Below are 24,904 nucleotides of genomic sequence, written 5' to 3' on the forward strand. Positions count from 1 at the left end.
GACTGCCTCCTGCGTCTAGCCTGGCGGCGCGGGAACCAGTCCACCCGAGCCAATAGGGGGAGAAGTGGACCGTTCTGGAGACCCGGCTGTCCTGGCCGACCTGATCGGCAGTCGGCTGACCGGTCAGGCAGGTGGCCTGTATCGACGGCTGGCCGACGCCATCGCGGCGTTGATCGGATCGACCGAGCTCCCCGTCGGCGCGCGCCTCCCGGCCGAACGCCGGCTCGCCGAGGCTCTCGCGATCAGTCGCTCCACCGTCGTCGCGGCGTACGACGAACTGCGCGCCCGCGGGCTGGTGGAGAGCCGCCGGGGGAGCGGTACGACGGTCGCCCGGGCAGCGGGACGTGGTCGTTCACGAGCGGACAAGCGAATGCCGGCCGGGTACGGCGAGTCGCTGTTCCACCGGATCGCGGTCGGTCCGGGCGAGGTCATCTCCCTCACCTACGCCGTCGACCCGGGACTGCCGGAACTCGCGGACGAACTGATCGACCTGGCGAGTGGAGACCTGCCCGCACTGCTCGACGATGTCGGGTACCACCCGCGGGGTCTGGCGGTGTTGCGTGAGCGGATCGCTGATCACTTCTCCGATTCCGGACTGCCGACGGCGCCCGACGAGATCGTGGTCACCACCGGGGCGCATCAGGCGATCGCGCTGGTCACGCAGATGTACCTGCGGACCGGCGCGGCGGTCGTCATCGAGCAGCCCAGCTGGCCGGGGTGCTTCGACCTGTTCGGCGCGGCTGGTGGGCGGGTGGTCGGCGTACCGCTGGACGATGCCGGCATCCGGCCGGATCTGCTGACGGCCGCGTTCGCCGAGCATCAGCCGGCCATGTTGTTCGTGATGCCGACGTTCCACAATCCGACCGGTCGGCTGATGTCCGCGAACCGGCGTCGGCAGGTTGCCGAGATCGCCGCGAAGCATGGCGTGGTGGTCGTGGAGGACAACGCGTACTCGGCGTGGGACCCGTCCGGGCCGGCGATTCCGCCGCCGCTGGCGGCGTACGCGCCGGACGGGTGTGAGGTGCTCACCATCGGGTCGGTGTCGAAGGCGGTGTGGGGCGGATTGCGGATCGGGTGGATCCGGGCGTCGCGGCCGCTGGCTGAGCGGCTGGCGCGGCACAAGGCGCTGGCGGATCTGGGGAGTCCTGTGATCGATCAGGCGCTCACGGCGCGGTTGCTGCCGCGGCTGGCGGAGGTGACGGCGGCGCGGGCGCGGGTCTCGACGGCGCGGAAGAAGCTGATGGGTCAGTTGCTGAACGAGCGTTTGCCCGAATGGGAATGGTCGGAGCCCGAAGGCGGGTCGGCGTTGTGGATCCGGCTGCCGGATGCGGACGCGCGGGTCTATGCGCAGGTGACGTTGCGGCACGGTGTCGAGGTGGTCGCCGGGCGGGCGATGGATCCGACCGGAGCGCATGACGATTACCTACGGGTGCCGTTCGCTTACGCAGAGCCAATACTTGACGATGCAGTTTCCCGGTTGGCCGCCGCCTGGCACGAACTCCGCCGGCACGGCCCCGGCCCCGGCGTACCTGTCGTCTGAGGTCCACCCGAACACAGGTCCGCCGCCCGGACACAGAAGGATGGCGGTCACCCCTCCGGGTGGACCGCCATCAACAAACCCCACATCTCGTTCTTCTCCCCGCACAGAAGGATGGCGGTCACCCCTCCGGGTGGACCGCCATCAGGTCCTGCAGGTCTTTGGCGCCGCCGTTGGCGCGTTTATGAGGCCGAGATCACCGTTCGTCTTCAGTGGCGATGGCCGGGGTGGCTTCGAGCCGACCGGTCTCGTCGTGGATGGTGATCGCGATGTTGCGCAGCTTCTCCGCGTGCTCCCGGCCGTGGTGGGCGCAGAAGAGGAGCTCCCCACCGCTGGTCAGGGTGACACGGACGTAGGCCTGCGCACCGCAGCGGTCACAACGATCCGCGGTCGACAGCGCCGAACTCGGGGCGAGTGCTGTAGTCACTTGAGGCCTCATCTCATCTAGTTCCGTACTCACCAGATAGCAACATCCTGACAGACGGATCGCTTCCCAGTAGGGGCAGCGTGTCCGAATGTGAGACGAACCGCCTGTTCCCTTATGACGCATCTTGACGAGGAATCGTTTCCGATGTCGTCGATTTCTCGCGTGGCGGCGGGCGCCGGGCGTGTCTTCTTTCACTGTGCGCCATGAGGTGCTCACAGTGCGCTGATGTTCGGAGTGTCGAAGACCACTCCCGGATCGAGTCCGGATCGATACCTGCCGAAACACCTTTTCCCTGCCACGCCGTGGGTTCGGAGCGGACCAGGTGACGGATGTCCGGTACCCGAGCCGCAATCGCGGACCGCCCCGCCTGCCGGGTTTTGGGGGTCGGTCCGCATAGGCTGTGAACATGCGTTCGGACCGGCGGTCCGGCCCCGGGCGCGCAGTTGGCTTGTGAACCAGTGAAGGAGCCCAGTGGCCGCCCCGACGCCTCGCAGTACCGAACTCGACCCGACGTACAACGCCCGCAACCTGCTCGTCCTCGAAGGACTCGAGGCGGTCCGGAAGCGGCCCGGCATGTACATCGGGTCCACAGACAGCCGCGGCCTGATGCACTGCCTGTGGGAGATCATCGACAACTCCGTCGACGAGGCCCTGGCCGGCCACGGCGACCGCATCGACGTCGTCCTGTACAAGGACGGCTCGGTCGAGGTGAAGGACCGCGCCCGCGGCATCCCCGTCGACATCGAGCCGAAGACCAAGCTCAGCGGTGTCGAAGTGGTGTTCACCAAACTGCACGCCGGCGGCAAGTTCGGCGGCGGGTCGTACAACGCCTCCGGTGGTCTGCACGGTGTCGGCGCCTCGGTGGTGAACGCGCTGTCCGCGCGGCTGGACGTCGAGGTCGACCGTGGTGGCACGGTCTGGACCACCTCGTTCCGGCGCGGTGTCGCCGGTGAGTTCGACGCCGAGGGCGCGAGCGCGGGCTTCACCCCGGCCAAGGGCCTGCGGAAGGCCGGCCGGGCGAAGAAGGGCGTCACCGGCACCCGGATCCGTTACTGGGCGGATCGGCAGATCTTCACGCGGGACGCCAGCTTCAACTACGACGAACTGGTCACCCGGGCGCGGCAGACGTCGTTCCTGGTGCCGGGTCTGCTGCTGGTGATCCGGGACGAGCGTGGCGACGAGGTCACCGAGGAGCACTTCAAGCACGACGGAGGGATCAGCGAGTTCTGCGAGTTCCTGGCGACCGACCAGAAGGTGACCGAGGTCGTCCGGCTGACCGGGACCGGCCACTTCACTGAGACCGTCCCGATGCTGGACGACGCGGGCCACATGACGCCGACTGACGTCGAGCGGGACCTGGACGTCGACATCGCGGTCCGGTGGGGCGACGGGTACGAGACCGAGGTCCGCTCGTTCGTGAACATCGTGTCCACGCCCAAGGGCGGCACGCACGTGGCCGGGTTCGAGCGGGCGCTGTCGAAGAGCTTCACCAACGCGCTGGACGGCACCCGCCTGCTCAAGAACGGCGAGGAGATCACCAAGGACGACGTCCTCGAGGGTCTCACCTCGGTGGTCACGGTCCGGCTGGCGGAGCCGCAGTTCGACGGGCAGACCAAGGAGGTCCTCGGGACGCCGGCCGCGTCGCGGATCGTCGCGAAGGTCGTGCAGAGCGAGCTGGAGTCGTTCCTCACCTCGAACAAGCGCGAGCACAAGGCGCAGGCGCGCGCGGTGCTGGAGAAGGTCGTCGCCGCGTCCCGGACGCGTGTGGCAGCTCGTCAGCATCGTGAGCTGCAGCGGCGCAAGACCGCGCTGGAATCGTCGGCGCTGCCGGCGAAGCTGGCAGACTGCCGCAGCAATGATGTCGACCGGTCCGAGCTGTTCATCGTCGAGGGTGATTCGGCCCTCGGTACGGCGAAGCTCGCGCGCAGCTCGGAGTTCCAGGCGCTGCTGCCGATCCGGGGCAAGATCCTGAACGTGCAGAAGGCGTCGGTCGGCGACATGCTGAAGAACACCGAGTGCGCCTCGATCATCCAGGTGGTCGGCGCCGGCTCGGGCCGCAGCTTCGACCTCGAGCAGGTCCGCTACGGCAAGATCATCTTCATGGCGGACGCCGACTCCGACGGCGCCCACATCCGCTGCCTGCTGGCGACGCTGTTCTTCCGCTACATGCGGCCGCTGGTCGATGCCGGCCGGGTCTACACCGCCGTACCGCCGCTGCACCGGTTCGAGCTGACGAACCCGAAGAAGGGGCAGGACAAGTTCCTGTACACCTACAGCGACGCGGAGTACCAGCGCAAGACGGCCGAACTGATGAAGAAGGGCGTCCGCTGGAAGGAGCCACCGCAGCGCTACAAGGGTCTCGGTGAGATGGACGCCGACCAGCTGGCCGAAACCACCATGGACCCGCGCCACCGCACCCTGCGCCGCATCACCGTCGACGACGGCGAAGCCGCCGCCCAGGTCTTCGACCTCCTGATGGGCAACGACGTCGCTCCCCGCAAGGAGTTCCTGGTCCAGGGCGCCTACGAACTGGACGAGAACCGCATCGACGTCTGATGGCTCGGCTGGCCTGCTTCGATCTCGACAACACACTGATCGATCGGGACGGGGCGTTTCTGGCCTGGGCTCGGTGGTGGGTCGGGCGTGCCGGTCTCGGTGCCGGCGCGGTCGACTGGTTGGTTGCTCAGGACAACGGTGGGTTCACGCCGCGCGGTGAGTTGTTCGAGCGGTTCCGGGAACGCTTCGGGGTTGCGATCTCTGTCGACGAGTACGACTGGGAGCATCCGTCGTTCACGTGGGTCGAGCCGGGGGTGCTCGAGGGGTTGAGGTCGTTGCGTGGGGCGGGGTGGCGGGTGGTTGTGGTGACGAACGGTGGGGTGGTGCAGCAGAGCCGGAAGCTTGCGCACACCGGGATCGCCGATGTGGTCGACCATTGCTGCATCTCGGAAGCGTTGGGGGTGCGGAAGCCTGATGCGCGGATCTTCGAGATGGCCGCCGAGGAGGTGGGGGCGTCCCTCGACGGCGGGTGGATGGTCGGCGATCACCCGGCGTACGACGTTGCGGGTGGTATCAACGCCGGGCTGCGGACGATCCGGGTTGGCAGCCATCACTCCCTCGACGTGCCGCGCGCGGATCATCAGGTCGAGTCTGTGGAGGAAGCGTTCGCGATCATCTTGGCGGCACGACCTGGCCTGCACTGACGGGACTACCGTCGACGGTGATCTCGGTGTGGTCTGGTGCGATCACGACGTCGATCCTGTGGTCGCGGTAGGTGAGGCCGCGGAGTTCGACGGTGCCGGCGGAAACTGGATTCGGGTTGATGTGGAGTGAGCCGTCGGGGTGCGGGCGGATGCCGGCGAGGCCGGTGAGGATGGCTTCGGCGCCGGCCAGGCCGGCGATGATGTTGATGCGGCGGCCGGTGGCGGGCGCGCCGGGCTTGTCGCAGTAGTGGTCCTGCGGGAAGTACGGGTAGTGCTCGCCCATCCAGAGCAACCGGCGCAGGACATCCCAGGCGATCTCGGGCCGGCCCTGTTCCCACAGGGTGAGGGCGAGTTGCGGTCCTTCGCCGGTGTACGCGCCGGCGCCCGACCAGTCGATGTCGGCGGTCTCGTAGTGACGTTCGTCCTCGGCGCTGACGCTGCTGACGCCGTACTCACCGAGGAACGCACCGGGTCGCAGATGCTTGACCAACGCATCCGCGACCTCAGGTGGGCAGGCGCCGGACCGCAGTACGTCGAAGGCCTGGATCGAGTAGGCGAGTTCGGTGTGGCCGTCGGGGTAGCGGCTGCGAAACCACCCGGCCTCGCTGTCCCACAGTTGCCGGATCACCTCGCTGCGGATCTGTTGCGCGGACTCCCGCAACTCCTCGGCCGGCAACGCGGCGCCGGTGATGTCGGAGAGTTCCGCCAGCGTTTCGAGCGCCCAAGCCCGCTCGGCGTTCGGACTGGCGACGACATGCTCCCAGCCGGATCCCCGCATCTCGAGCAGGTTGCTCTGGTTGCCGTAGTCCCGCAGTACGCCGGTCTGGTCGTCGGGCTGGAACCCCTTGTCGAGCGTGATCAGTACGTCGTACAGCCGGGCGACGATGGCCGGGTCGAGAGACCGTTCCGCCGCGGCGGCGCGCGCCAGGGCAACGAGTGACCAGCCGCTGTACGCGTAGGCGACGCCGAGTCCGGTCCCGTCCGGAGCGATGGCGTAGCGATCGGTGAGGTCGGCTTCGAGCAACGAGTCGATGATGGAGAGTACGTCGCCGCCGAGCATCAGGCTGAGCACGTTCGGGGCGTAGCCGCCGGTGTCCCAGGCGTAGGCACAAAGAGCACCGCCGTCGAGTCCCGACGTCGCGATGAACGGCGTCGTGACGAAGTCCGGGTGGTCCCACCAGCACACGAGACCGCTGGCCAGCGAACGCCGGTAGTACTGCTCGAGCCCTGGGATGTCCGAGGTGACAGTAGGGAGCTGGCCGACGGCCTGTGCCACTCGGGACTCCCAAACGCGCAAGGCGTCGGTGGTCGGCACCTCAGTGGTGCCGATACCGAGGTTGAACGTGACCGAACTGTGCGGCTCGACGGTCGCGGTCAGGGCGTCATGGGTCAACGTGATGGCGTCGCCGGAGCCGGCCTCGGGAGGCACCCAACCCCAGTCGGACAGCGGGACCTGGCGGGCGCGGGCAGGTGACAACTCCGGCTCGATCACAACCGCGTGGGTGTTGCCGGTGCGGTTGCTGATCGTGAGGACGAGCTCGTAGCCGGGGGAGCCGTGCCGCGGCGTGAGCGTGGATTCCACGGCCAGCGAGACGAGCTCCCCATCGGCGTAGTGGTGGTAGGTGCCGCGCCGGGTCAGGCGATCAGGCCGCCAGGTGCCGCCGGTGGGAAGGAGACCGCGGTCGCCCGCGCCAGGCCGGGCGGCGTCGACGATCGATCGCCCGTCGACCTCGAACGAGACGGTGAGCCGGCTGTCCGGGGCGGCGTACGGGGGAGCGAACCATCCACCGACGCCACACACCGTGCCGGCCAGTTGGGTGACCGTCCCGGTGCCGCTGCCGACCCAGATCTCGGCTGGGGGTACGGCGCGGCGCAGGTCGAAGGAGAAGTCGTCGAGCGAGTACGGCGGCATGGGCGGCCTTCCGGTGACACGGGTGAACGAGCTGGCAAGGGCGATCGGCGTACCGCGCAACGCTCCGCGGCCGAGCACGGGTGAGAGCCGTGCCGGACCGATCCCGGCAGGTGATCCCGGCCTGCGTAGGACCGGTCCAACACGGTGGCTCGATGGTGGCACGAGAACCGGCGACAGGGCAATGCCTCGCGGCGGAAACCGATTGCGGGCTGCCTGTTGACGTGGATCGGGCGCGCTGTTACGTTCCGGTGCACAGCCGTTGGACCAGTCCAACGGCCACGATCAAAGGAGGGCCGGATGGCGAAGCTGACGATTCGCGACATCGCCGCGCTGTCCGGCCTGTCCAAGTCCACCGTCTCGCTGGTGCTGAACAACAGCCCGAAAGTGGACCCGGCGACCCGGCGGCACGTGCTTGCGGTGATGCGCCGGAATCGCTACGTGCCGAGCTTCGCGGCGACCGCTCTGGCCAAGGGCAGCACGCGACTGATCGGCATGGTCGTGCCCGGCCTGTCCTGGCACATGGTTGCCTCGATCAACCTCGGGGTCGCGGCTGTGACCGAGCAGCACGGGTTCGACATCATCCTGTACACGGCGACCAACGACCGCGACTACGGTTCGCTGATCGACCGGGTCCTGACCTCGAGCATGTCCTCGGGTCTGCTCGTGGTCAGCCACGAACAGCCGCTCGAGCCGCTCGTCCAGCTTCACCAGGAGGGCATGCCCGTCGTCCTGGTGAACACCATCGACGCCGACGTGGCCCTGCCGTCGGTCACCGCCGACAACTACGACGGTGCCCGGACGGCAATGGACCACCTGATGCAGTTGGGTCACGAGCGAATCGCTTGTGTGCAAGGCCTGATGCGCTATCGGTGCTGCCAGGACCGGTACCGCGCGTACCTGGACGCTCTGCGTGAGGCCGGCATCCAGCCCGATCCCGAGCTCACCAAGCCAGGTGACTTCGTGCCCGAGCAGATTCGTGCGCGGTCCCGCGAGCTGTTCGCACTGCCCGCCGACCAGCGTCCGACGGCGGTCTTCGCGCAGTCCGACGTGACGGCGTACGGCGTGATGACCGCAGCCGCCGAGGCGGGGCTGCGGGTGCCGGAGGACGTGTCGGTGCTCGGGTTCGACGACATCGAGTCGGCGGCACAGATCCGGCCGCCACTGACCACCATCCAGCAGCCGTTCGTCGAGATGGGCAAGCGGGCCGCCGAGCTCCTGCTGTCCGAGATCGGTACGAACGACGACGACCCCGGCACCGATGCGGAGCCGGCCGGTGCGAAGCCCACGGCCGACCTGCCCCGTCTCGTCATGCCGACCAGCCTGATCGTCCGGGCGAGCTGCGGGCCGGTGCCCGTCACCCGCAGCCGGCGCGGACGATCCCAGACCACCAAGGCCTGATCCTCCGGATCGAGGTCCCGCCCGACCGAGCAGACGACTGCTGGCGCTTGATCCGGCGCCGCCCACCCACAGAAACCGCGGCAGTAACCACACCGACCCCGGCCGACGGCCGGCGGGTCAGGCGCTGCTGCGCGCCTTCTGGAAGGAATCCGGAGCATGAGGCCCTTTCCGCTCACCAGAGCCAGAGTGTCCAGAAAACTGACCATCGGCATGTCCAGAAAAGTGATCATCGGCGTGGTCCTGGCCGTTGTCGCGGGGGTGGCCGTCCAGCCGGTCGCGCAGGCCGACGCCACGCCGTTCGAGGTACTGCCGACCGACCCGCTCGCGAACTTCAACGAGTTCAAGAGCCTCCCCACCGACGCCACCCAGCAGGTCCCGATCACCGGGAACCCCAACTTCAGCAAGGCGCTCGAGATCACTGTCCCGAACGGACCGCAGAGCCCGGGTCTCGACGGCGAGTACGAGATCACCCTCGGCGTCCCGACTGCCGCAACCGTGACCGTGGGAGACGCGATGGTCGCGACCCTGTGGGCACGCTCGATCGAGCCGACCCAGGGCGCCACGACCGGCAACGCGCACGTGGTGTTCGAGACCGACGGGTCGCCTTTCAAGAAGTCGCTGAACGCGGCGATGCTGTACGGCTCGGACTGGCAGAAGTTCGAGTTCCCGTTCCGCGCCGCCGTCACCTACACCGCGGGCACCGCGACCGCCGCACACCTGAACCTCTGGCTCGGGTACGGCGCTCAGAAGTTCCAGATCGCCGGCGTCTCGGTCCAGGACTGGGGCCCGGGCTCGCCGGCCGGCTACCCGCAGGCGACGTACGAGGGCCGCGACGCGAACGCCGCCTGGCGCGCCGAGGCCAATGCGCGGATTGACCAGTACCGCAAGGGAAACCTGGCCGTCTCGGTCGTCGATCCGACCGGTCATCCGGTCAGCGGTGCGACGGTCTCGGCGGTGCAGCAGACGAGTGCCTTCAAGTTCGGCGCCGCATCGGACGGCGCCCGGCTGATCGGCGATCCGTCCGGCGGGATCAGCGGGAACGACCTGCAGCAGTACCAGAGCAAGGCGTCGACACTCTTCAACCAAGGGGCCCTGGGCAACAACCTGAAGTGGAACCACTGGGAGACACCGACCGAACGGGAGACCATCACCCTGCCCGCGCTGCAGTGGATGCGCGAGCACGGGATCCGGATCCGCGGTCACAACCTGGTCTGGCCGTCGTGGGGCGTGATGCCGCCGGACCTGGTCAACCTGCAGAACGATTCGGCCGCCCTCCGGGCGCGGATCAACACCCATGTCACCGACGAAGCCTCAGCCCTGGCCGGGATCGTGGACGAGTGGGATGTGGTGAACGAGCCGTACTCGGAGCACAACGTGCAGGACATCCTCGGGCCGGACGAGATCGCGTCCTGGTTCCGGCTCGCCCACCAGGCCGATCCGAACGCCGAGCTCGCGCTGAACGACTACGGCATCGTCGAGAACAACGGCTGGGAGAAGCGGCACCGCGACCACGTCTACGACCTGGTCCAGTCGATGAAGTCCTCCAGTACGCCGATCGACCTGGTCGGCTTCGAGAGCCACTTCAACGGCATGCAGCTGACCTCGCCGGACGACCTGATGACGATCGTGGACCAGTTCGCCGGCCTCGGCGTGAAGGTCGCCATCACCGAGTTCGACGTGGACACCGACGACCTGCAACTGCAGGCGGACTACACCCGCGACTTCATGACCGCGATGTTCTCGAACCCGAACGTCAACCAGATCAGCAACTTCGGCATCTGGTCGAAGAACATCTACAACCCGCGCGTCGCGCTCTACAACGACGACTGGTCACCCAAGCCGAACGGTCTGGTCTGGGAAGACCTGATCAAGCGTCAGTGGCACACCAGCGTGAACGGTCAGACCACCGCCGCCGGCACGTTCGGCACCCGCGGGTTCCTCGGTGACTACCTGGTGACGGTCACCGTGAACGGCATATCCAAGCAGGTGAAGGTCGCGATGCCGACCACGGCCGGCGCCTCGGTGAAGGTCATCGCCGACGGCATCGCCACGACGGTCCGGACCGACACGCCGAACCCGATCGGCGACGGCGACTTCGAGACCGGCACCCGTGGCTGGACCTCGCTCGGCACCGGCCCGGGTACGGCGGCGAACGCACACAGCGGACACACCGCCCTGTCGCTCGAACCGGGATCGGGCGTGACGCAGAACGTCACCGGTCTGACTCCGGGCACGAGCTACCTGCTGTCCGGGTGGGGGAGGCTCAACGCCGGCGGCACCCAGTGCTACGTCGGTGTGCGCGGCGGAGCCAGCGCAGGTACGCCGACCTTCCAGTACGCGCTCACATACGCCGACGAACGCGCCTACACGCAGAAGCTCGCGGCCTTCACGCCGCCGACCGGGACGAAGTGGGTCCAGGTGTTCGCCTGGTCCAACCCCAACCCGACCTCGGCCCAGTGCACCCTTGACGACCTCGCGATCACGCCGACGGACGGCACCCCGCCACCCGCTCAGGGTCCACCGGCCATCGCGCCGACTCTGCCGACTCCGTCGGTGCTGGGGAACGGGAGTCTGGAGTACCAGTCGGCCACGACGGGTTGGTACTGCCTCGGCTCCTGCACCCTCAAGAACGCGTCGACGACCCCGCACTCCGGTAGCGGCGACCTGTCGGTGACCGGTCGTGAAGCGGCCTGGGCCGGCCCGGCACAAGGCGTGGCCGTCACCAACGGCGGCCTCTACGACTCGTCTGCCTGGGCCCGGATGGCCAGCGGATCCGACACCGCCATGGTCAGTCTCAAGCTGACCACGTCGACCGGATCGACGACCATCCGACTCGGCTCGGCACCGGTCACCTCGACCGGGTGGACCCGGATCTCGGCTGCCAACACGAACGTCTCCTGGACCGGGACGCTGACCAAGGCCGAGTGGTGGATCAGTACGACGACAGGTGCCGGCAACCTGCTCGTCGACGACGCCTCCTTCGCGCCGATGGCCAAGACCGTCGCCAACCCGCCCTCCGGCCCGGCGGAGACCGCATTCAACCCCGTGCAACCGACCGCTGCCTGCGTCGTACGCAACGTTGCCGACAGCACCTACACGGCCTACTTCGGCTACTCGAACGCCAACAACTACTACATCCCGGTTCCGGTCGGCAGCGACAACTCGTTCAGCCCCGGCCCGTCCGACCGCGGCCAGACCGTCTCGTTCCTGCCCTTCCAGCGGCCGCGTCGCGTCGCGGTCACCTGGGACGGCAGCCCGCTCACCTGGCGGCTCGGCTCCCTGACCCAGACCGCCTCGTCCACGTCTCCGGCGTGCGGCGCGGCTGCCAGTACTCATCGGAGGTAATGCAATGTCATCCCGCATCTCACGACGGACCCTGCTCCGGGGCGCAGCCGCTGTGGCCGGCGCCGGCGCGGCCGGCGCACTGGCCGGCTGCTCGTCGGACGACAACAGCAGCGGCACCGGCTCGAAGGCCCAGACCACCATCACCTACTGGGACTGGTACGCCAGCCAGGCCGGGTGGGTGGACAACGAGATCAAGCTGTTCCAGCAGGCGCATCCGGGGATCGCGGTCAAGAAGACCACGCAGGTCAGCGACAAGTACGCCGACCTGGTCTCGCTGGCCTACCGCAGCAACAACCCGCCGGACATCCTGATGGTGCCGAAGAGCCCGCAGCTCAGCCAGCAGGTGACGCAGGACTGGCTGCTGCCCGTGGACAAGTGGGCGACGAAGGACTGGCAGTCCCGGTTCCCGCAGAGCAGCTTCGTCGAGGGCGTCGACATGTTCGACGGCAAGATCTACACCGCGCCGTTCGCGGCACCGGCGCCGTCGCTGCAGCTGTACATCCACCACAAGGTGTTCAAGGACGCCGGACTCACCGAGTCCGACGGCAGTGTGAAGCTGCCCAAGACCTGGGACGACGTGACGCATGCGGCCGAGGCGATCGCGTCGAAGAGCGGCGGCAAGGTCGCGCCGTTCGGGTTCGGCAACTCGACGAACACGACCCTGGCCTGGTGGCTCGATCTGTTCGTCCGCGGCGCCGGCTCGCCGGGCGGTGCCGCCGTCGGCGGGATCGACGGGATGGACTACCGGGTCGGCCAGTGGACGTTCGGCACCGACCGGAACTACGCCGACGTGATCAACCTGCTGCTGGAGTGGAAGAACAAGAACTGGTTCTACCCGAACTCGATGAGCATCTCGGACGAGCAGGCCCGGGCGTTCTTCGAGCGCGGCCGGTTCGGGATGACGATCGGCGGCGTCTGGAACCAGCCGGAGTGGACCGAGCACAAGTTCACCGACTACAGCCTGGTCACCCTGCCCGCGCCGGACGGTAGCCCGAAGGCGTTGTTCTACGGGCCGCCCGGCGGCAAGTTCGTCGCCGTGTCGTCGAAGTCCAAGCACGCCGACGAAGCGTGGGCGTGGTTCGACTGGCTGTACAGCAAGGACGCCGGCAAGCGCTGGGTCGAGCAGGGCCAGGGGCTCTCGGTCTACGCCGACAACAACGACCCGAAGGGCGTCACGTTCGCACCCTTCGCGCAGTACGTCGCCATGTCCGGGACGGCTGTGGTCGGGCCGCAGCCGACGATCCGCAATCCGCTGCTGACCAAGCTCGAACTGCCCGCGGTGAAGCCGGACATCAACGATGTCCTGTCGGGCATCTGGACCGGGCAGCTGAAGGATGTCCAGGGCACGCTGACGTCGCTGACGGACAAGATGAACCAGGCGCTGTCCGACGCGGTGAAGAAGGTCGGCACCGGTGCGAGCCTGAAGGACTTCGCCTTCCCGGACTGGGACCTGACCAAGCCGTACACCACCAAACCGGGCGCCTGATGGCTGTCACCGTCAGCGTCCGCGAGGACGTCGCCACGGCCGAGCCGCCCCGCTCGGCCGGACGGCGGCGGGCGCGACGCCGGACGTACCTGTGGTCGTACGTCTACCTGGCCCCGATGATGGTGCTGCTGCTCGGCTTCGTGGTGTACCCGATCGTGGCGTCGCTCGGGTACACGTTCTACAAGTGGGACGGGATCGGTGACCCGTCCGACTTCGTCGGGCTGGACAACTTCCGGCAGATCGTGCACGACAGCATCTTCTGGCGCTCCCTCGGCCACACCTTCGTGTACGCCGCCTTCGTCGTACCGATCCAGCTGGTCCTGGCGCTGGCGCTCGCGCTGGTGCTGAACAACAAGCGGCTGCGGTTCGCGTCGTTCTACCGCACGCTGTTCTTCCTGCCGGTGGTGACGTCGGCGGCGGTGATCGGAGTCGTCATCCAGTTGCTGGTGTCGAACTTCGGCGACTCGATCAACGACCTGCTGCTGAAGCTGCACGTGATCGACCAGCGCGTCGACTGGCTGGGGGACCCGCACTTCGCGCTGGCGATCATCATCCTGGTCGGGATCTGGCACACGTTCGGGTACAACCTCGTGTACTTCCTGGCCGGGCTGCAGACGATCCCGGACGAGCTGTACGAGGCGGCCCGGCTGGACGGCGCCGGTCCGCTGGCGACGTTCCGGTACATCACGATCCCGATGCTGCGAGCGGTCGGCGTGGTGATCGTGATCCTGGCGGTGATCGGGACGTTCCAGATCTTCGACCTCGTCCAGGTGCTGACCAGTGGTGGGCCGTACTTCTCCACCGAGGTCGTGAACACCTACATCTACCACCTGGCCTTCGGTGGCAGTAATGCGAACGCGGTGCAACCCGACATCGGTCTGGCCTCTGCCGCGTCGTTCATCTACGGCGTCCTGCTGATCGTCTTCTCGGTCGTGCAAGTCGTCGTACTGCGCTCACTCGCGAAGCGCCGGGCAACAGGGAGCAAGTCATGACGCGCCGTCGAGTGGTCACGGTGATGACCCATGTCGCCTTGCTGGTCAGCGGTCTGGCCTGGCTGTACCCGTTGTTCTGGGCGCTGGGCAGTTCGCTCAAGGGCGACGACGACTTCTTCAGCGAGGGGCTCAACCCGATGCCCTCGCACTTCCTCTGGGCGAACTACCTCGACGCGTGGCGCGAGGCGTCGTTCGGCATGTACTTCCTGAACACTTTGGTGATCACCCTCGGGACGGTGGTGGTCACTTTAGTAGTCACTTCCACCGCAGGGTACGTACTTGCCCGTACACGCTTCCCGGGGCGCGGCTTCTGCCTCGGGCTGGTGTCGGCGACGCTGTTCCTGCCGCACGGCTACACGATCATTCCGGTGTTCGACCTGATGCAGCGGCTGCACCTGCTGAACAGCCTGTGGTCGGTGATCATCGTGCAGGCGTCCGGCGGCGTGGTCTTCGGCACGTTCCTGTTCATGGGCTACTTCATGGCCATCGACCGCGAGCTCGAGGATGCGGCCCAGGTCGACGGCGCGAACTTCCACCAGACGTTCGCCCGGATCATGCTGCCGCTGTCCGGCCCGATGCTGGCCACGGTCGGGCTGTTCACCGCGATCAGCGCCTGGAACAGCTTCTTCATCCCGCTGGTCTTCACCCTCGGGCGGCCGGAACTGCGGACGCTGGCGATCGGCATGTACGCGTTCATCGGCGAGAACTCGACCGAGTGGACGCTGCTGTGCGCCGGCACGGTGATCACGCTGGCGCCGATCATCCTGCTCTTCCTGCTCCTGCAACGCTTCTTCGTCAACGGCCTGGCCGGCGCGGTCAAGCAATAGGAGGACTCTGTATGCCCACCCCCGTACGGACCGCGATCGTCGGCACCGGCAACCGTGCCCAGCTGTTCACCGAAGGGCTGGCCAAACGCGACGGGTACGACGTCGTGGCGCTGTGCGACCCGAACTCGGTGCGGATGGCGTTCCACAACCGGATGCTGCTGGCCGCCGGTCGCCGGCCGGCCCATCAGTGGCCGCCGGCCCGGTTCGACGAGATGATCCGGGTCGAACGGATCGAGCTGCTGGTGGTCACCACCGTCGACGCGACTCACAACCGCTATATCGAGGCCGCGCTGCGGGCCGGTGTCCGGGTGATCAGCGAGAAGCCGATGACCACCGACGCGACCAAGGCGCAGTCCATCCTGGACACGGTCCGCGAGACCGGCGGCGAGCTGGCGGTCGCGTACAACTACCGCTTCAATCCCGTCCACCGGAAGGTCCGTGAGCTGTTGGCCGGCGGAGCGATCGGCGACATCCACTCGGTGCACTTCGAATGGCTGCTCGACGTCTCGCACGGCGCGGACTACTTCCGTCGCTGGCATCGCGACAAGGCGAACTCCGGCGGCCTGATGGTGCACAAGGCCAGCCATCACTTCGACCTGGTCAACTGGTGGCTCGGCGCGGAGCCCCGGATCGTCTACGGCCAAGGCCAGTTGGCGTTCTACGGGCCCGACCACAAGCACGGGTACGCGCGGGAGTATGCGCGAGCTCATGGATCGGAGGCAGCGCTCGATGATCCGTTCGCCTTGCATCTGGCGGACAACGCGACGCTGAAGGAGCTCTACCTGGACGCCGAGGTCGAGGACGGGTACTACCGGGACCGGAACGTCTTCGCACCTGGCGTCACGATCGAGGACGACATGGCGCTGCTGGTGTCCTACGACAGCGGCGCGTCGATGAGCTACCACCTGACCGCGTACTCGCCGGCCGAGGGCTATCGGGTGATGTTCAACGGATCGGGTGGCCGACTCGAACTGAATGTCGAAGAGTCGACATGGACGATGCCGCATCTGCGCGTCGCGTCGGCCCGTGGAGCAGTTCACGGCGACCTTGCGGCACCGACGGCGGGCCGGACGAGCATCACCCTACGGCCGCTGTGGTCACCGCCCGAGGACCACACGGTCGACCACAATCACGCCGGCCATGGCGGAGCCGACGCACGCGTCCTCGCCGCGTTGCTGGACGACGACCCGACCCACGCAGCGGATGTTGCCGACGCCCGCCAGGCGGCGCTGGCCTTGGTCACCGGCCTCGCCGCGAACCGGTCGTTCGAGACAGGTCAGCCGGTGCGGACCAGCGACGTACTCGATCTCTAGGGGCAGGTCTGCTGGTAGGGGCGGTCGGGGAAGGTCTGCTTCCATTCGGAAGCCGTCAAATTGCGCCCGGCCATCGTGCACGCCTGCGCGAGGGTGTGGGCGCTACTGATGTTCCATTGGTAGACCTTGCCGTCGTACGACGGGATGGAGATGACCTCGTCACCTCGGGCGAAGCGCGGGGTGACGGGCATCGGATCGGCTTCTGTGCCGACGGCGACCGTGAGCAGATCGTCGAGCGTACGGGCGTCCCAGACGGTGACGGTACCGTCCGCCGCGCCGGAGACGAGGCGCGTTCCGTCCGCAGAGAACCGCACAGAGACCCCTTCCGCCTTGCGGTCGCTGGGTGGCGCGGACTTGAGTGCGCCGGAGGCGGTCTCGATGGTGAACACGCCGGCGGTCCCTGTGAGTGCGATGAGACGGCCGTCGGGCGAGTAGGCGGCCGAGTTGGCCAAGGTCGCCAGTGTGCCTGTCCGAACGACTTCACCGGTGGCCGATCGGACGATGGCCCAGGACATCGTGGCACCCCGCACGCCCTCCTCGAAGCGTACGGTCGTCATTCCGTCTGGGGAGGACGCGGTGAAGGCGAACGACGAGGCGTTCTTGCGGTGTGTCGACAGGATCTTGCCGGACTCGGCGTCAACGGTTGCGGTCAACTCGACGCCCTGGACGACGAGGCGGCGATCGTTCGGGTGCCAGGAGGCCGGTGCGGAGGCCTGTTGCTGGACTTCGAACCCGAGCCGGGTTGGTGGAGTTACTCGGCCGCTGGTCGAGTCCGCGATGCTCAACCACGACGTACCGACTTCGTTCCACAGGTACGCCGTTCGCCGGCCGTTGTCGGAGGCAAGGACTTGGGTGTAGCGGCGGGGTGGCACGGCCTGGGTCCAAGGCAGGTATCGCTGCTGCCCGCCGAGATCGTAGGCACGCAGCATGCCTGCGTCGCCGGCCGTGTACAGAGTCCGCCCGTCCGGACTGAGCGCGACTCCCCACGACACCTCCGCGGTACGCAGGCGTTGCGTCGCCTGTCCCGTGGCCAGGTCCCAGATGACGACCTCGCCCCCGTAGTGAGCGGTGGCCAACAGCTTGCCGTCGGCCGAGAAGGCTGCGTCACGCGGTGGGTCGTTGGAAGTCCGCAGCACCCAGACGGTCTTCCCGGTGCGCGCATCGACGACCGTTGTCGTCGTCCGCTCGGTGCGGACCGGGCCGGGAGGCAGATAGGCGAGCAGCTCACCGTTCCTGGAGGTCTCCACGACGGGCGGACCGACGCTCGGAGTGAGCACGGGATCGCCCTTGAGGTCGGGGCGCTGCCACTTCTCCCGGCCGGTGGTCACGTCGAACGCGGTGAGCGGCCAGGACCGGTAGACCGTCCGGCCGTCTGGGCTGAGGGCTGCTCGCTGCGGCCCCGAGCTGAGATTGACCCGTCGGGGCGGTCGATCGAGCGCACCGACTTCCCAGACGAGAGCGAACGCCGCGTCGCTGTTCGGATCGCGTGCTCCGGCGACGAGATGGCTGCCGTTCTCGCTGAACGCGAGATTGTTCAGCTGAGGTCGTCCGGTGCGTGGAAAGACGGGCTGCGGGTCCACAGGTTCGAGCGTGTCGGCGTTCAGCATGCGGATCGGCCAGGCGGGGTCGATCGGGTTCATGTAGTTGTCCACCGCGATCACTGCGATCAGGCTGCCGTCGGGACTGAACCGGGGGCGGGTGGAGACGAGCGCGTCGTCGGCGACCGGAGACAACGTGTGCGAGTCGAGCACCCGGCCCGACGCTGCGTCGTACAGCTGGAAGGTGGCACGGCTGTCGCCGGAGACGATCCGCGTGCCGTCCGGGGAGATGTCGACGTTCTCGGTCCGGCCCAGCGGTGCGGAGATCGATCGGATCAGGGACGGATGCCGGTTGATCGCGGCCACCAGGTTCGCCCGGGTGTCGGGGGAGTCGTCGAAGCGGACGCCTTGGGCGGCCAGCAGGAGGGACGGGCTGATGTCCTCGGTCACCAGCGCGCGAGCACCTACCTGGCGGGCCAGTTCCTGGTCGGCGGCGACTTCGGCGCGTCCTGCCTGGCGTACGGCGACGAAGCCGGCGATGAGAGCGCCGACCAGAAGGACGGCCGCGGTGGCGAGGGCGGCGCGGAGGCGGCGGTTGGCCCTCGACTGGAGCCGGGCTCTGGTCTCGGCCGCGCGGAGTTCGGTCTCGGATAGTCGTTTGCTCGCGGCAAGGAAGTCTTCCTCGGTCGCAGTCAGCGCGGGCGTCGTACGCTCACGCCAGTCCAGCGCCTTGGCCAGGCGCACGCCACGATAGAGCTCACTGCCGGGCCGGTCGAGGTCGTTCCAGGAGTCGGCGGCGACCGCGAGATGATGCAGGATGCGCTGGCCTTCCAGGTCGTCCTCGAGCCAGCCGCGGAGCCGGGGCCAGGCCCGGACCAGAGACTCGTGGGCGATCTCGACGACTCCGGCGTCACTGGTGAGCAGCCGCGAAGCGACCAGCAGGTCGATCATCTGGTCGTCCTCGGGACGCGTCACGACCAGGCGACGCGGCAAGCGGCTGCGGGTCGGTTCACCCTCCGGTCCCGGCGCGACCAGGCGCAGCAACAGGCCGTGCAGGACCGTGCGTTGCTCCGGTGAGAGCCGCTCGTGGACCGCTTCGGCGGTTTGCGCGACCGCACTCCGGATGCCGCCGGAGGCGTTGTAACCGGCGACCGTGAGAGTGCGTCCCTCGCGACGTTGCCAGGTCTCGCGCAAGGCGTGCGACATCAGTGGCAACGCGCCCGGCTGGTCCGCGATCTCGTTGACGAGCAGGTCGACCAGGCCCGGTTCGACGACCAGCGATGCCAACCGGGCGGGTTCCTCGATCGCCGCCCTCAGGTTGTCCGGTGTCATGGCCGGCAGCAGGTAGAGGCCGCGCTCGACCAGTCGCGCGAAGGTCGGAGACTCCGAGACATCGGCCAGGCGGTCAGTGCGGATCGAGATGATCAGTGGTGCCTCATGGGCTACCAGCGCGGTCAGAAAGGCGACACGCTCGGCCTTGTCCTGGCACAGCGAGAACACCTCCTCGAACTGGTCCACGAGGAGTACCGGCGCCGTCGTACCGGACAGGGCCGCTGCGAGCGCTGCGACCGGATGCGGCCCCGGTGTCATCACCACGACCTGCCGGCCGTCTCGGCGCAACGTGGCGGCGACGCCGGCGCGGATCAGCGAGGACTTGCCGCAGCCGGAGGGTCCGGCGACGGCCAGCACCGATTCGTCGGCGAGTCTGCGCAGGCCGGCCGCGATGTCGGCGTCACGACCGAAGAAGGAGTCCGCGTCGTCGACGTCGTACGGCTTGAGCCCCGGATACGGGCAATCTGGGCTCGGCTGAGGCAGGATGCTCTCCGCGACGAGCGACGAGTCCTCGCGCAGGATCGCTTGCTCGAGTGCGTCCACCTCCGCAGTGGAGCCCACGACCGCCTTCGAGCGACGGATCGTCCGCAAAGCTTCACCTTGCCGGCCGGACTGGTACTGCGCGGTGGCGAGCAGGATCCAGCGTCGTTCGCGCAACGGCTCCTCGGCCACCAAGGCCTGTGCCTCGGCGAGGACCTGCTCGTGCCGGCCGGATCGCAGCGCCGACTCGACGTACAACTCGTCGGCCGTGTGCCGCAACTCGATCAGTCGCGACGCCTCGATGCGGGCGGTGTCCCAGCCGCCCACCTCGGTGAGGGGCCGGCCACGCCACAACGTGAGAGCCTCGGCGAGGACCATCGCCGATCGCTCGGGTTCGTACGACGCGAGCAAGGCCCGCGCTCGGACCACGGCACGATCGAAGCGCTGAGCGTCGATCTCGTCGAGTGGTACGGCGAGCCGGTACCCGAGCGGCTGCGTCTCGATCGCGTGCGTGCCGAGGACCTTGCGGAGCCGGACCACGCATCCCTGGACGACCTTCTGCCATGACGGCGGCGGCCGCTCGCGCCACAGCACGTCGGCCAGCTGCTCTGCGCTGACGACCTCCCCGGGGTGGACGGCCAGCGCTGCGACCACGATCCGATCACGTCGCCCGAGAACCTTCTGATCGCCCTCGACCGTGAGCGGACCGAGTACGTCGATACCCACCTCTCGACTCTCGTGCCCGGCCGGGGCCCCGTCAATGGCGGCGCTACCGCCGGGATACGCCGACCCCCTGCCCCGGCGCCGCTCGTTTCGGTTGATCGAGCGACTGCTCTCGACACCAACTCCGTCGCGCTGGGCGCACTGGGTGGTATCTCCCTGGGCGCGGTCGCGCTCGGCGTCACGCTGATCGTTCTACGCCGCCGCGACCAGCACGGCCTCTCTGAGTCCTAACGCAGGGCTTGACGGAGTACGGCCTGGGCGCCGCGGACGATGTCCTCGCGGTTCGTCTCGTACGTCGGGTCGGTGATCTCGGTCTTGTTGGCCGGGTCGAACGACAGCACCGGGACATGCAGGTGACCGGCGGGCATCGACGGGTCGAGCAGGTCGCGCTGGAGAGTGTTGCGGTAGGCAACCTCGTTCGACAGGTAGCCGCCACCGGTGCCTTCCGACGCGATCGAGCCGGGTGTCGGGCCCAGCGGCTGCCGCACCGGCGCGGTCTGCCCGGCCGGGATCTCCAGCACCGAGGTGTTCACACGGGTCCGGAACGGTGTGACATCGGCCTGCGCCATCCGTGCCAGCGGGAGGCTCGAGGTCAGCCACTCCGGGCCGGCCGGCATGCTGGGGGAGACGACCGGGGCGTTGATGGTGCCGCCACCCCAGAGGTTGTTGTTGTCACCGATCGAGCTGACCGACCGGCGCCGGCCGTTGTAGACCTCGAGGTCGAAGATGCCGACCCGGCCCTGGCTGGCCGTCATCACCAGGTCCGCGCGCTGCGGGCCGGGGCGATAGTGCGGGGCGAGGGCGTTCTCGACCATGTTCTCGTCGAAGTCTGTGTAGCGGACCGGGAACATCACGGTCTGGATCTGGTAGGTCGTGCCGTTGATCGTCCAGCGCTGCCCGTCCAGCGTCAGTGCGTTCGCTCCGGACGGGTTGCCGATCCGGATGTCCGCGTTGAGCGTGAACGGATCGAAGCCGGTGACCAGGATCTTCCGTACGCCGGGGGAGAAGCGGCTACTGGTGATGCCGCGTGAGGTGTACTCGAGCGATCGGATCAAGTCGGCGCGTTCCGTCGTACCGAGGCCGAAGCGGGGTTGCCACTGGCGGAGGGCCAGGGCCATCGAGAGGCGGGCCCAGTACAGGCCGCGGTCGTCGGTGGCCGGCAGTGCGTCAGTGCCGGTGACCGGGTGCTGGGCACGGTGGGTCGCCGTACGCCAGAGAGCCTCGCCCTGTGCGTGGACGAGGATCGCGGCGGCCCGCGAGTTCGGCGTCGTGCAGAGCAGGCGGGTGAAGAGCGCGACCTGATGGTCGAAGCCGGATCGCTGCAGGATCTGGGCCGGGACCGACGGACCGCCGGCGACGCCGTTGTCCAGGCGTTGTTCCTCGACGCTGCCGGTGACGGACTGGTCGAGGCAACCGGTGACGACCGGCGCCGCGTGCACGATGGGCGCGCCGGACAGGACGGTGGTCAGGGCCACGGCGCCGACGAGCAGGGATCGGGAGAATGAGCTGGGGCGGAGTCTCATAAGGGGTATCTATCAGATTTCGGCCCGGGAACCGAGAGATCCGAACATGTCGCGGGTATTGCAGACTGTATGCAATCAGCTACCTTCGGAACAGGCGGCGTCGCCCCACGCCGCACTCCTGTGAGGAGCTCTCCGTTGAACACACCGCCCCATCTGTCCTTGCGCACGCCGTCCGCCAGCACGCCATCCGCCGGTACGCCGTCGCGGAGTCGGCCGTCGCGTCGCCGGATGCTGGGTCTGCTCGCGGCCGGAGCTGCCGGCGCGGTCTTCACCGGCTGCGCGGACGACGCCGCGCCTGAGGTGACGCCTGCCGCCGAGCAGATCCCCGGCGGGACGGTGCCCCCGGCAACGGGTCCGGCACCCTCGCCGCCTTTGCCAGTTGTTGATGGCAACCAAGCGCTGCAGCGGCTGCTGGACGGCAATGCCCGCTTCGTGGCTGAGCGGGACGAGGATCTCGACGAGGGAATCGCGCGCAGGGTCGCGGTGAGCAAGGCGCAGCATCCGTTCGCGACCGTGCTCGGGTGCGTCGACTCGCGGGTCCCGATCGAGCTCGTCTTCGATCAAGGGCTCGGCGATCTGGTCGTCGTACGCAGTGCGGGCGAGGCGCTCGACCACTCCGTCACCGGCAGCGTGGAATTCGGGGTCGCGGAACTGCACACTCCCCTTCTCGTCGTCCTGGGCCATCAGCGCTGTGGTGCGCTCGACGCGACGATCAAGGCGCTGGACTCGCGCCGGCGAACTGCGGAAGCCGGCGAGCTGGGGTACATCGTCGATACCCTGGCGCCGGCTGTCCGTCAGGTCGCCGGGAAGGCGGGCGACCGCCTGACGAACGCCGTCCACGCGAACGTCGACCTGGTGCTGGCGAGGCTGCGCCAGTCGCCCGTGATCGGTCCGCTGGAGAAGTCCGGCAAGGTCAAACTCGTCGGCGCGTACTACGAACTCGACACCGGAAAGGTCACCGTCAGGTAGGCGGCGCCTGGAAGAGCGGCAGCAGGTAGCGCGTCCAGACGGCGTGCTGGACGACGAGCACGGTGACCCACACTGCGGCCGGGACCAGTGCGCGAATCCACCACGCCAGCCGGTTGACGAGCAGAGCCATCACGATCATCACGATCGCGGTCAGCACGCCTGGTGCGAGGTTCGCGGCGATCTGTTGGTGCAGTGGCCAGCAGGAGGTGTACGTGCAGCGATCGTCCGGGCCCCAGAAGTACATGCTGGTGAGCGCGGTGCCGGCCAGAGCCCAGAAGGCGACGGCCAGGCCCCCGATGACCTGGGCAACTGCGCCTGGGAGCGAACCGCGCCCGGCCAGGCGGCCGACGGGGAGTCCGGTGACGAGCATCAGGAGGAGTGCGGAGAGCAACGCCTGCGCGATCCACCGGTGATCGATGCCTGAACCCGAGTAGGTGACTCCGTGCCCGAGTTGGGAGGGATCGACCTGCGGGAGCGCGTCTATGAGGACGAAGGTGGGATACACGAGGACCACCAGTCCGATCGCGCCGAGCAGCAGAAGAGCAGCTTCGCTCCAGCGACGTGCGCGAGTGGCAGTCGGTTCTGCCGCGCTGACTTCGGCGGGCACGCTCACCTGGGCGGGCCCTGGAAGATGTCCAGCAGGTACAAGGTCCAGGCCCAGTGCTGGATCAGTACGGTACCGAGCCACACCACCACCGGGACGAGCGCACGGATCCACCACGCCAGTCGGTTGACGAGCAGAGCCATCACGATCATCGTGATCGCGGTCAGCACACCCGGCGCGAGAGTGGCGGCGATCTGTTCGTACATCGGCCAGCAGGATGCATAGGTGCAGGCCTCGTCGGGAGGGTTGAACAGGTTCAGGATCGCTGTGCCCGCGAGCGCCCAGAAGCCGACAGCGAGCCCACCGATGCCCTGGGCAACTGCACCCGCGAGCGAACCAGAGCCGGTCGGGCGGCGAACGGGCAGGCCCGCGACGAGGATCAGCAGCAGCGCGGAGATCAGGGCGTTGATGATCCACCGGGAGTCGATCTCTGGCGGTCTGGCCGCATAGACGTTCCCGTGCCCGGCCAGCCGGGGATCGACCTGTGGCAGGTACTCCAGGAGAACGAAGGTCGGATACACGAGGCAGATCAGGCCGATCGCGCCGAGCAGCAGGAGGGCGGCTTCGGTCCAGCGTCGGGCTCTGGTGGCGGTGGATGCGAGAGGTCCGCTGACGTCGGTCGTCACGCGCAGAGCTGGGTCCGGAGGGTCTGGGTGGCCCATTTCACCCAGCGGTCGTGGAACCAGCCGCGGTCGCGGACGAAGAGCAAGTAGAGCTCAGGGCTGAGGATGCCGTAGAGCAGATCAGCGGCCTCGTCGACAGTCAGGCCTCTCCTGCGGCCCGACTTGGTGACGAGAGCCTCCGCGGCCGCGCGTTGTACGACGTACCGCAGGTCCTCGTCGGGTGGCCAGAGGGCGGAGACCTCCGGATCGTTCGCGACGGCGGACTCGAGGACGCGCATGATCGGTGCGACCCGGGCGAGGACGGCGCTGGAGCCGGGGACGTATTCAGCCAGCATGTCCGGGGCCGTGCGCATCGCGACCGCGTCGGTGAACCAGGGGCGCTCCATGGTCGCGACCGGCTCGGTGTCGCCGGCGATCGTGACGTCGACCAGTTCCTTCAGCAAAGCCCGCTTGTTGCCGAAGACGAAGTAGATCGTCTGAACCGCGACACCGGCCCGGTCGGCCACGTCCTGCAGGTTGGTCGCGCCGTATCCGTCGGCGACGAAGAGCTCTGTCGCGGCCTGGATGATCCGGCGGCGGGTCTCCTGCGCTTTCTCGGTCCGCTTGCTCGGTCGCTTGACAACGGTCATGACTAGAGTCTATCTCTAGATTCGTTCGCTATAAGGCAACTCTAGA

Annotated in this window: 17 protein-coding genes; 10 read left to right on the forward strand and 7 right to left on the reverse strand. The window is 68.1% G+C overall.

Annotation, left to right across the window (positions count from 1 at the left end):
• Positions 1-64 precede the first annotated feature (64 nt).
• Positions 65-1,540 (forward strand): PLP-dependent aminotransferase family protein, encoded by a 1,476-nt coding sequence (locus ACGFH6_RS27300; protein WP_393389408.1) that lies wholly within the window; start codon positions 65-67, stop codon positions 1,538-1,540.
• Positions 1,541-1,733: 193 nt separating this feature from the next.
• On the opposite strand, the gene ACGFH6_RS27305 is transcribed toward ACGFH6_RS27300, so the two are convergent.
• Positions 1,734-1,976, reverse strand: a complete 243-nt coding sequence (locus tag ACGFH6_RS27305) for a hypothetical protein (RefSeq protein ID WP_360448960.1) — start codon at positions 1,974-1,976, stop codon at positions 1,734-1,736.
• Positions 1,977-2,435: 459 nt separating this feature from the next.
• Between ACGFH6_RS27305 and ACGFH6_RS27310 the strand changes: the two genes are divergently transcribed.
• Complete coding sequence (locus tag ACGFH6_RS27310; protein WP_393389412.1) at positions 2,436-4,520, forward strand: type IIA DNA topoisomerase subunit B; 2,085 nt, start codon at positions 2,436-2,438, stop codon at positions 4,518-4,520.
• Entirely contained in the window at positions 4,520-5,164 is a 645-nt protein-coding gene (locus tag ACGFH6_RS27315) for an HAD family hydrolase (protein WP_393389415.1), read from the forward strand. The genes ACGFH6_RS27310 and ACGFH6_RS27315 overlap by 1 nt, the downstream gene beginning before the upstream one ends.
• On the opposite strand, the gene ACGFH6_RS27320 is transcribed toward ACGFH6_RS27315, so the two are convergent.
• The gene (locus ACGFH6_RS27320; protein WP_393389418.1) at positions 5,133-7,154 is read right to left on the reverse strand and encodes a hypothetical protein; all 2,022 of its coding nucleotides are present in this window, start codon (positions 7,152-7,154) and stop codon (positions 5,133-5,135) included. The two genes, ACGFH6_RS27315 and ACGFH6_RS27320, sit on opposite strands and share 32 nt — an antisense overlap.
• 219 nt (positions 7,155-7,373) lie before the next feature.
• Here ACGFH6_RS27320 and ACGFH6_RS27325 point away from each other — a divergent pair, with 219 nt between their 5' ends.
• The 6 genes from ACGFH6_RS27325 to ACGFH6_RS27350 all read left to right on the forward strand — a co-directional run bounded on the left by ACGFH6_RS27325 (position 7,374) and on the right by ACGFH6_RS27350 (position 16,437).
• On the forward strand, positions 7,374-8,474 hold the full coding sequence (locus tag ACGFH6_RS27325; protein ID WP_393389421.1) for a LacI family DNA-binding transcriptional regulator: 1,101 nt from the start codon (positions 7,374-7,376) through the stop codon (positions 8,472-8,474).
• A 210-nt stretch (positions 8,475-8,684) separates the two neighbouring features.
• A complete protein-coding gene (locus tag ACGFH6_RS27330) occupies positions 8,685-11,819 on the forward strand; it encodes an endo-1,4-beta-xylanase (protein ID WP_393389423.1) in 3,135 nt (1,044 codons plus the stop codon).
• Positions 11,820-11,823: 4 nt separating this feature from the next.
• Positions 11,824-13,305, forward strand: coding sequence for an extracellular solute-binding protein (locus tag ACGFH6_RS27335; protein ID WP_393389426.1), 1,482 nt, complete (start codon positions 11,824-11,826; stop codon positions 13,303-13,305).
• Positions 13,305-14,297, forward strand: a complete 993-nt coding sequence (locus tag ACGFH6_RS27340; protein WP_393389429.1) for a carbohydrate ABC transporter permease — start codon at positions 13,305-13,307, stop codon at positions 14,295-14,297. Before ACGFH6_RS27335 ends, ACGFH6_RS27340 begins: the two co-directional genes overlap by 1 nt.
• A complete protein-coding gene (locus tag ACGFH6_RS27345) occupies positions 14,294-15,124 on the forward strand; it encodes a carbohydrate ABC transporter permease (RefSeq protein ID WP_393389432.1) in 831 nt (276 codons plus the stop codon). Before ACGFH6_RS27340 ends, ACGFH6_RS27345 begins: the two co-directional genes overlap by 4 nt.
• Before the next feature lie 11 nt (positions 15,125-15,135).
• Complete coding sequence (locus tag ACGFH6_RS27350) at positions 15,136-16,437, forward strand: Gfo/Idh/MocA family oxidoreductase (protein ID WP_393389435.1); 1,302 nt, start codon at positions 15,136-15,138, stop codon at positions 16,435-16,437.
• Here the strand turns inward: ACGFH6_RS27350 and ACGFH6_RS27355 are convergent.
• A complete protein-coding gene (locus ACGFH6_RS27355) occupies positions 16,434-20,513 on the reverse strand; it encodes a BTAD domain-containing putative transcriptional regulator (RefSeq protein WP_393389437.1) in 4,080 nt (1,359 codons plus the stop codon). The two genes, ACGFH6_RS27350 and ACGFH6_RS27355, sit on opposite strands and share 4 nt — an antisense overlap.
• Before the next feature lie 224 nt (positions 20,514-20,737).
• Positions 20,738-22,033 (reverse strand): hypothetical protein, encoded by a 1,296-nt coding sequence (locus tag ACGFH6_RS27360; RefSeq protein WP_393389440.1) that lies wholly within the window; start codon positions 22,031-22,033, stop codon positions 20,738-20,740.
• 135 nt (positions 22,034-22,168) lie between these two features.
• Here ACGFH6_RS27360 and ACGFH6_RS27365 point away from each other — a divergent pair, with 135 nt between their 5' ends.
• Positions 22,169-23,002, forward strand: coding sequence for a carbonic anhydrase (locus ACGFH6_RS27365; RefSeq protein WP_393389443.1), 834 nt, complete (start codon positions 22,169-22,171; stop codon positions 23,000-23,002).
• Here ACGFH6_RS27365 and ACGFH6_RS27370 read toward each other — a convergent pair.
• The 3 genes from ACGFH6_RS27370 to ACGFH6_RS27380 are packed head-to-tail and all read right to left on the reverse strand — an operon-like array spanning position 22,995 to position 24,858.
• Positions 22,995-23,609 carry a hypothetical protein gene (locus ACGFH6_RS27370; protein WP_393389446.1) on the reverse strand — a complete coding sequence of 205 codons (615 nt, stop codon included), beginning with the start codon at positions 23,607-23,609 and terminating at the stop codon, positions 22,995-22,997. The two genes, ACGFH6_RS27365 and ACGFH6_RS27370, sit on opposite strands and share 8 nt — an antisense overlap.
• Before the next feature lie 2 nt (positions 23,610-23,611).
• Complete coding sequence (locus tag ACGFH6_RS27375; RefSeq protein ID WP_393389449.1) at positions 23,612-24,232, reverse strand: hypothetical protein; 621 nt, start codon at positions 24,230-24,232, stop codon at positions 23,612-23,614.
• Positions 24,229-24,858, reverse strand: coding sequence for a TetR/AcrR family transcriptional regulator (locus ACGFH6_RS27380; RefSeq protein ID WP_393389452.1), 630 nt, complete (start codon positions 24,856-24,858; stop codon positions 24,229-24,231). Before ACGFH6_RS27380 ends, ACGFH6_RS27375 begins: the two co-directional genes overlap by 4 nt.
• Positions 24,859-24,904: the final 46 nt, after the last annotated feature.

Origin of the sequence: Kribbella sp. NPDC049227 (assembly GCF_043197265.1) — a bacterium.
Lineage (GTDB): Bacteria > Actinomycetota > Actinomycetes > Propionibacteriales > Kribbellaceae > Kribbella.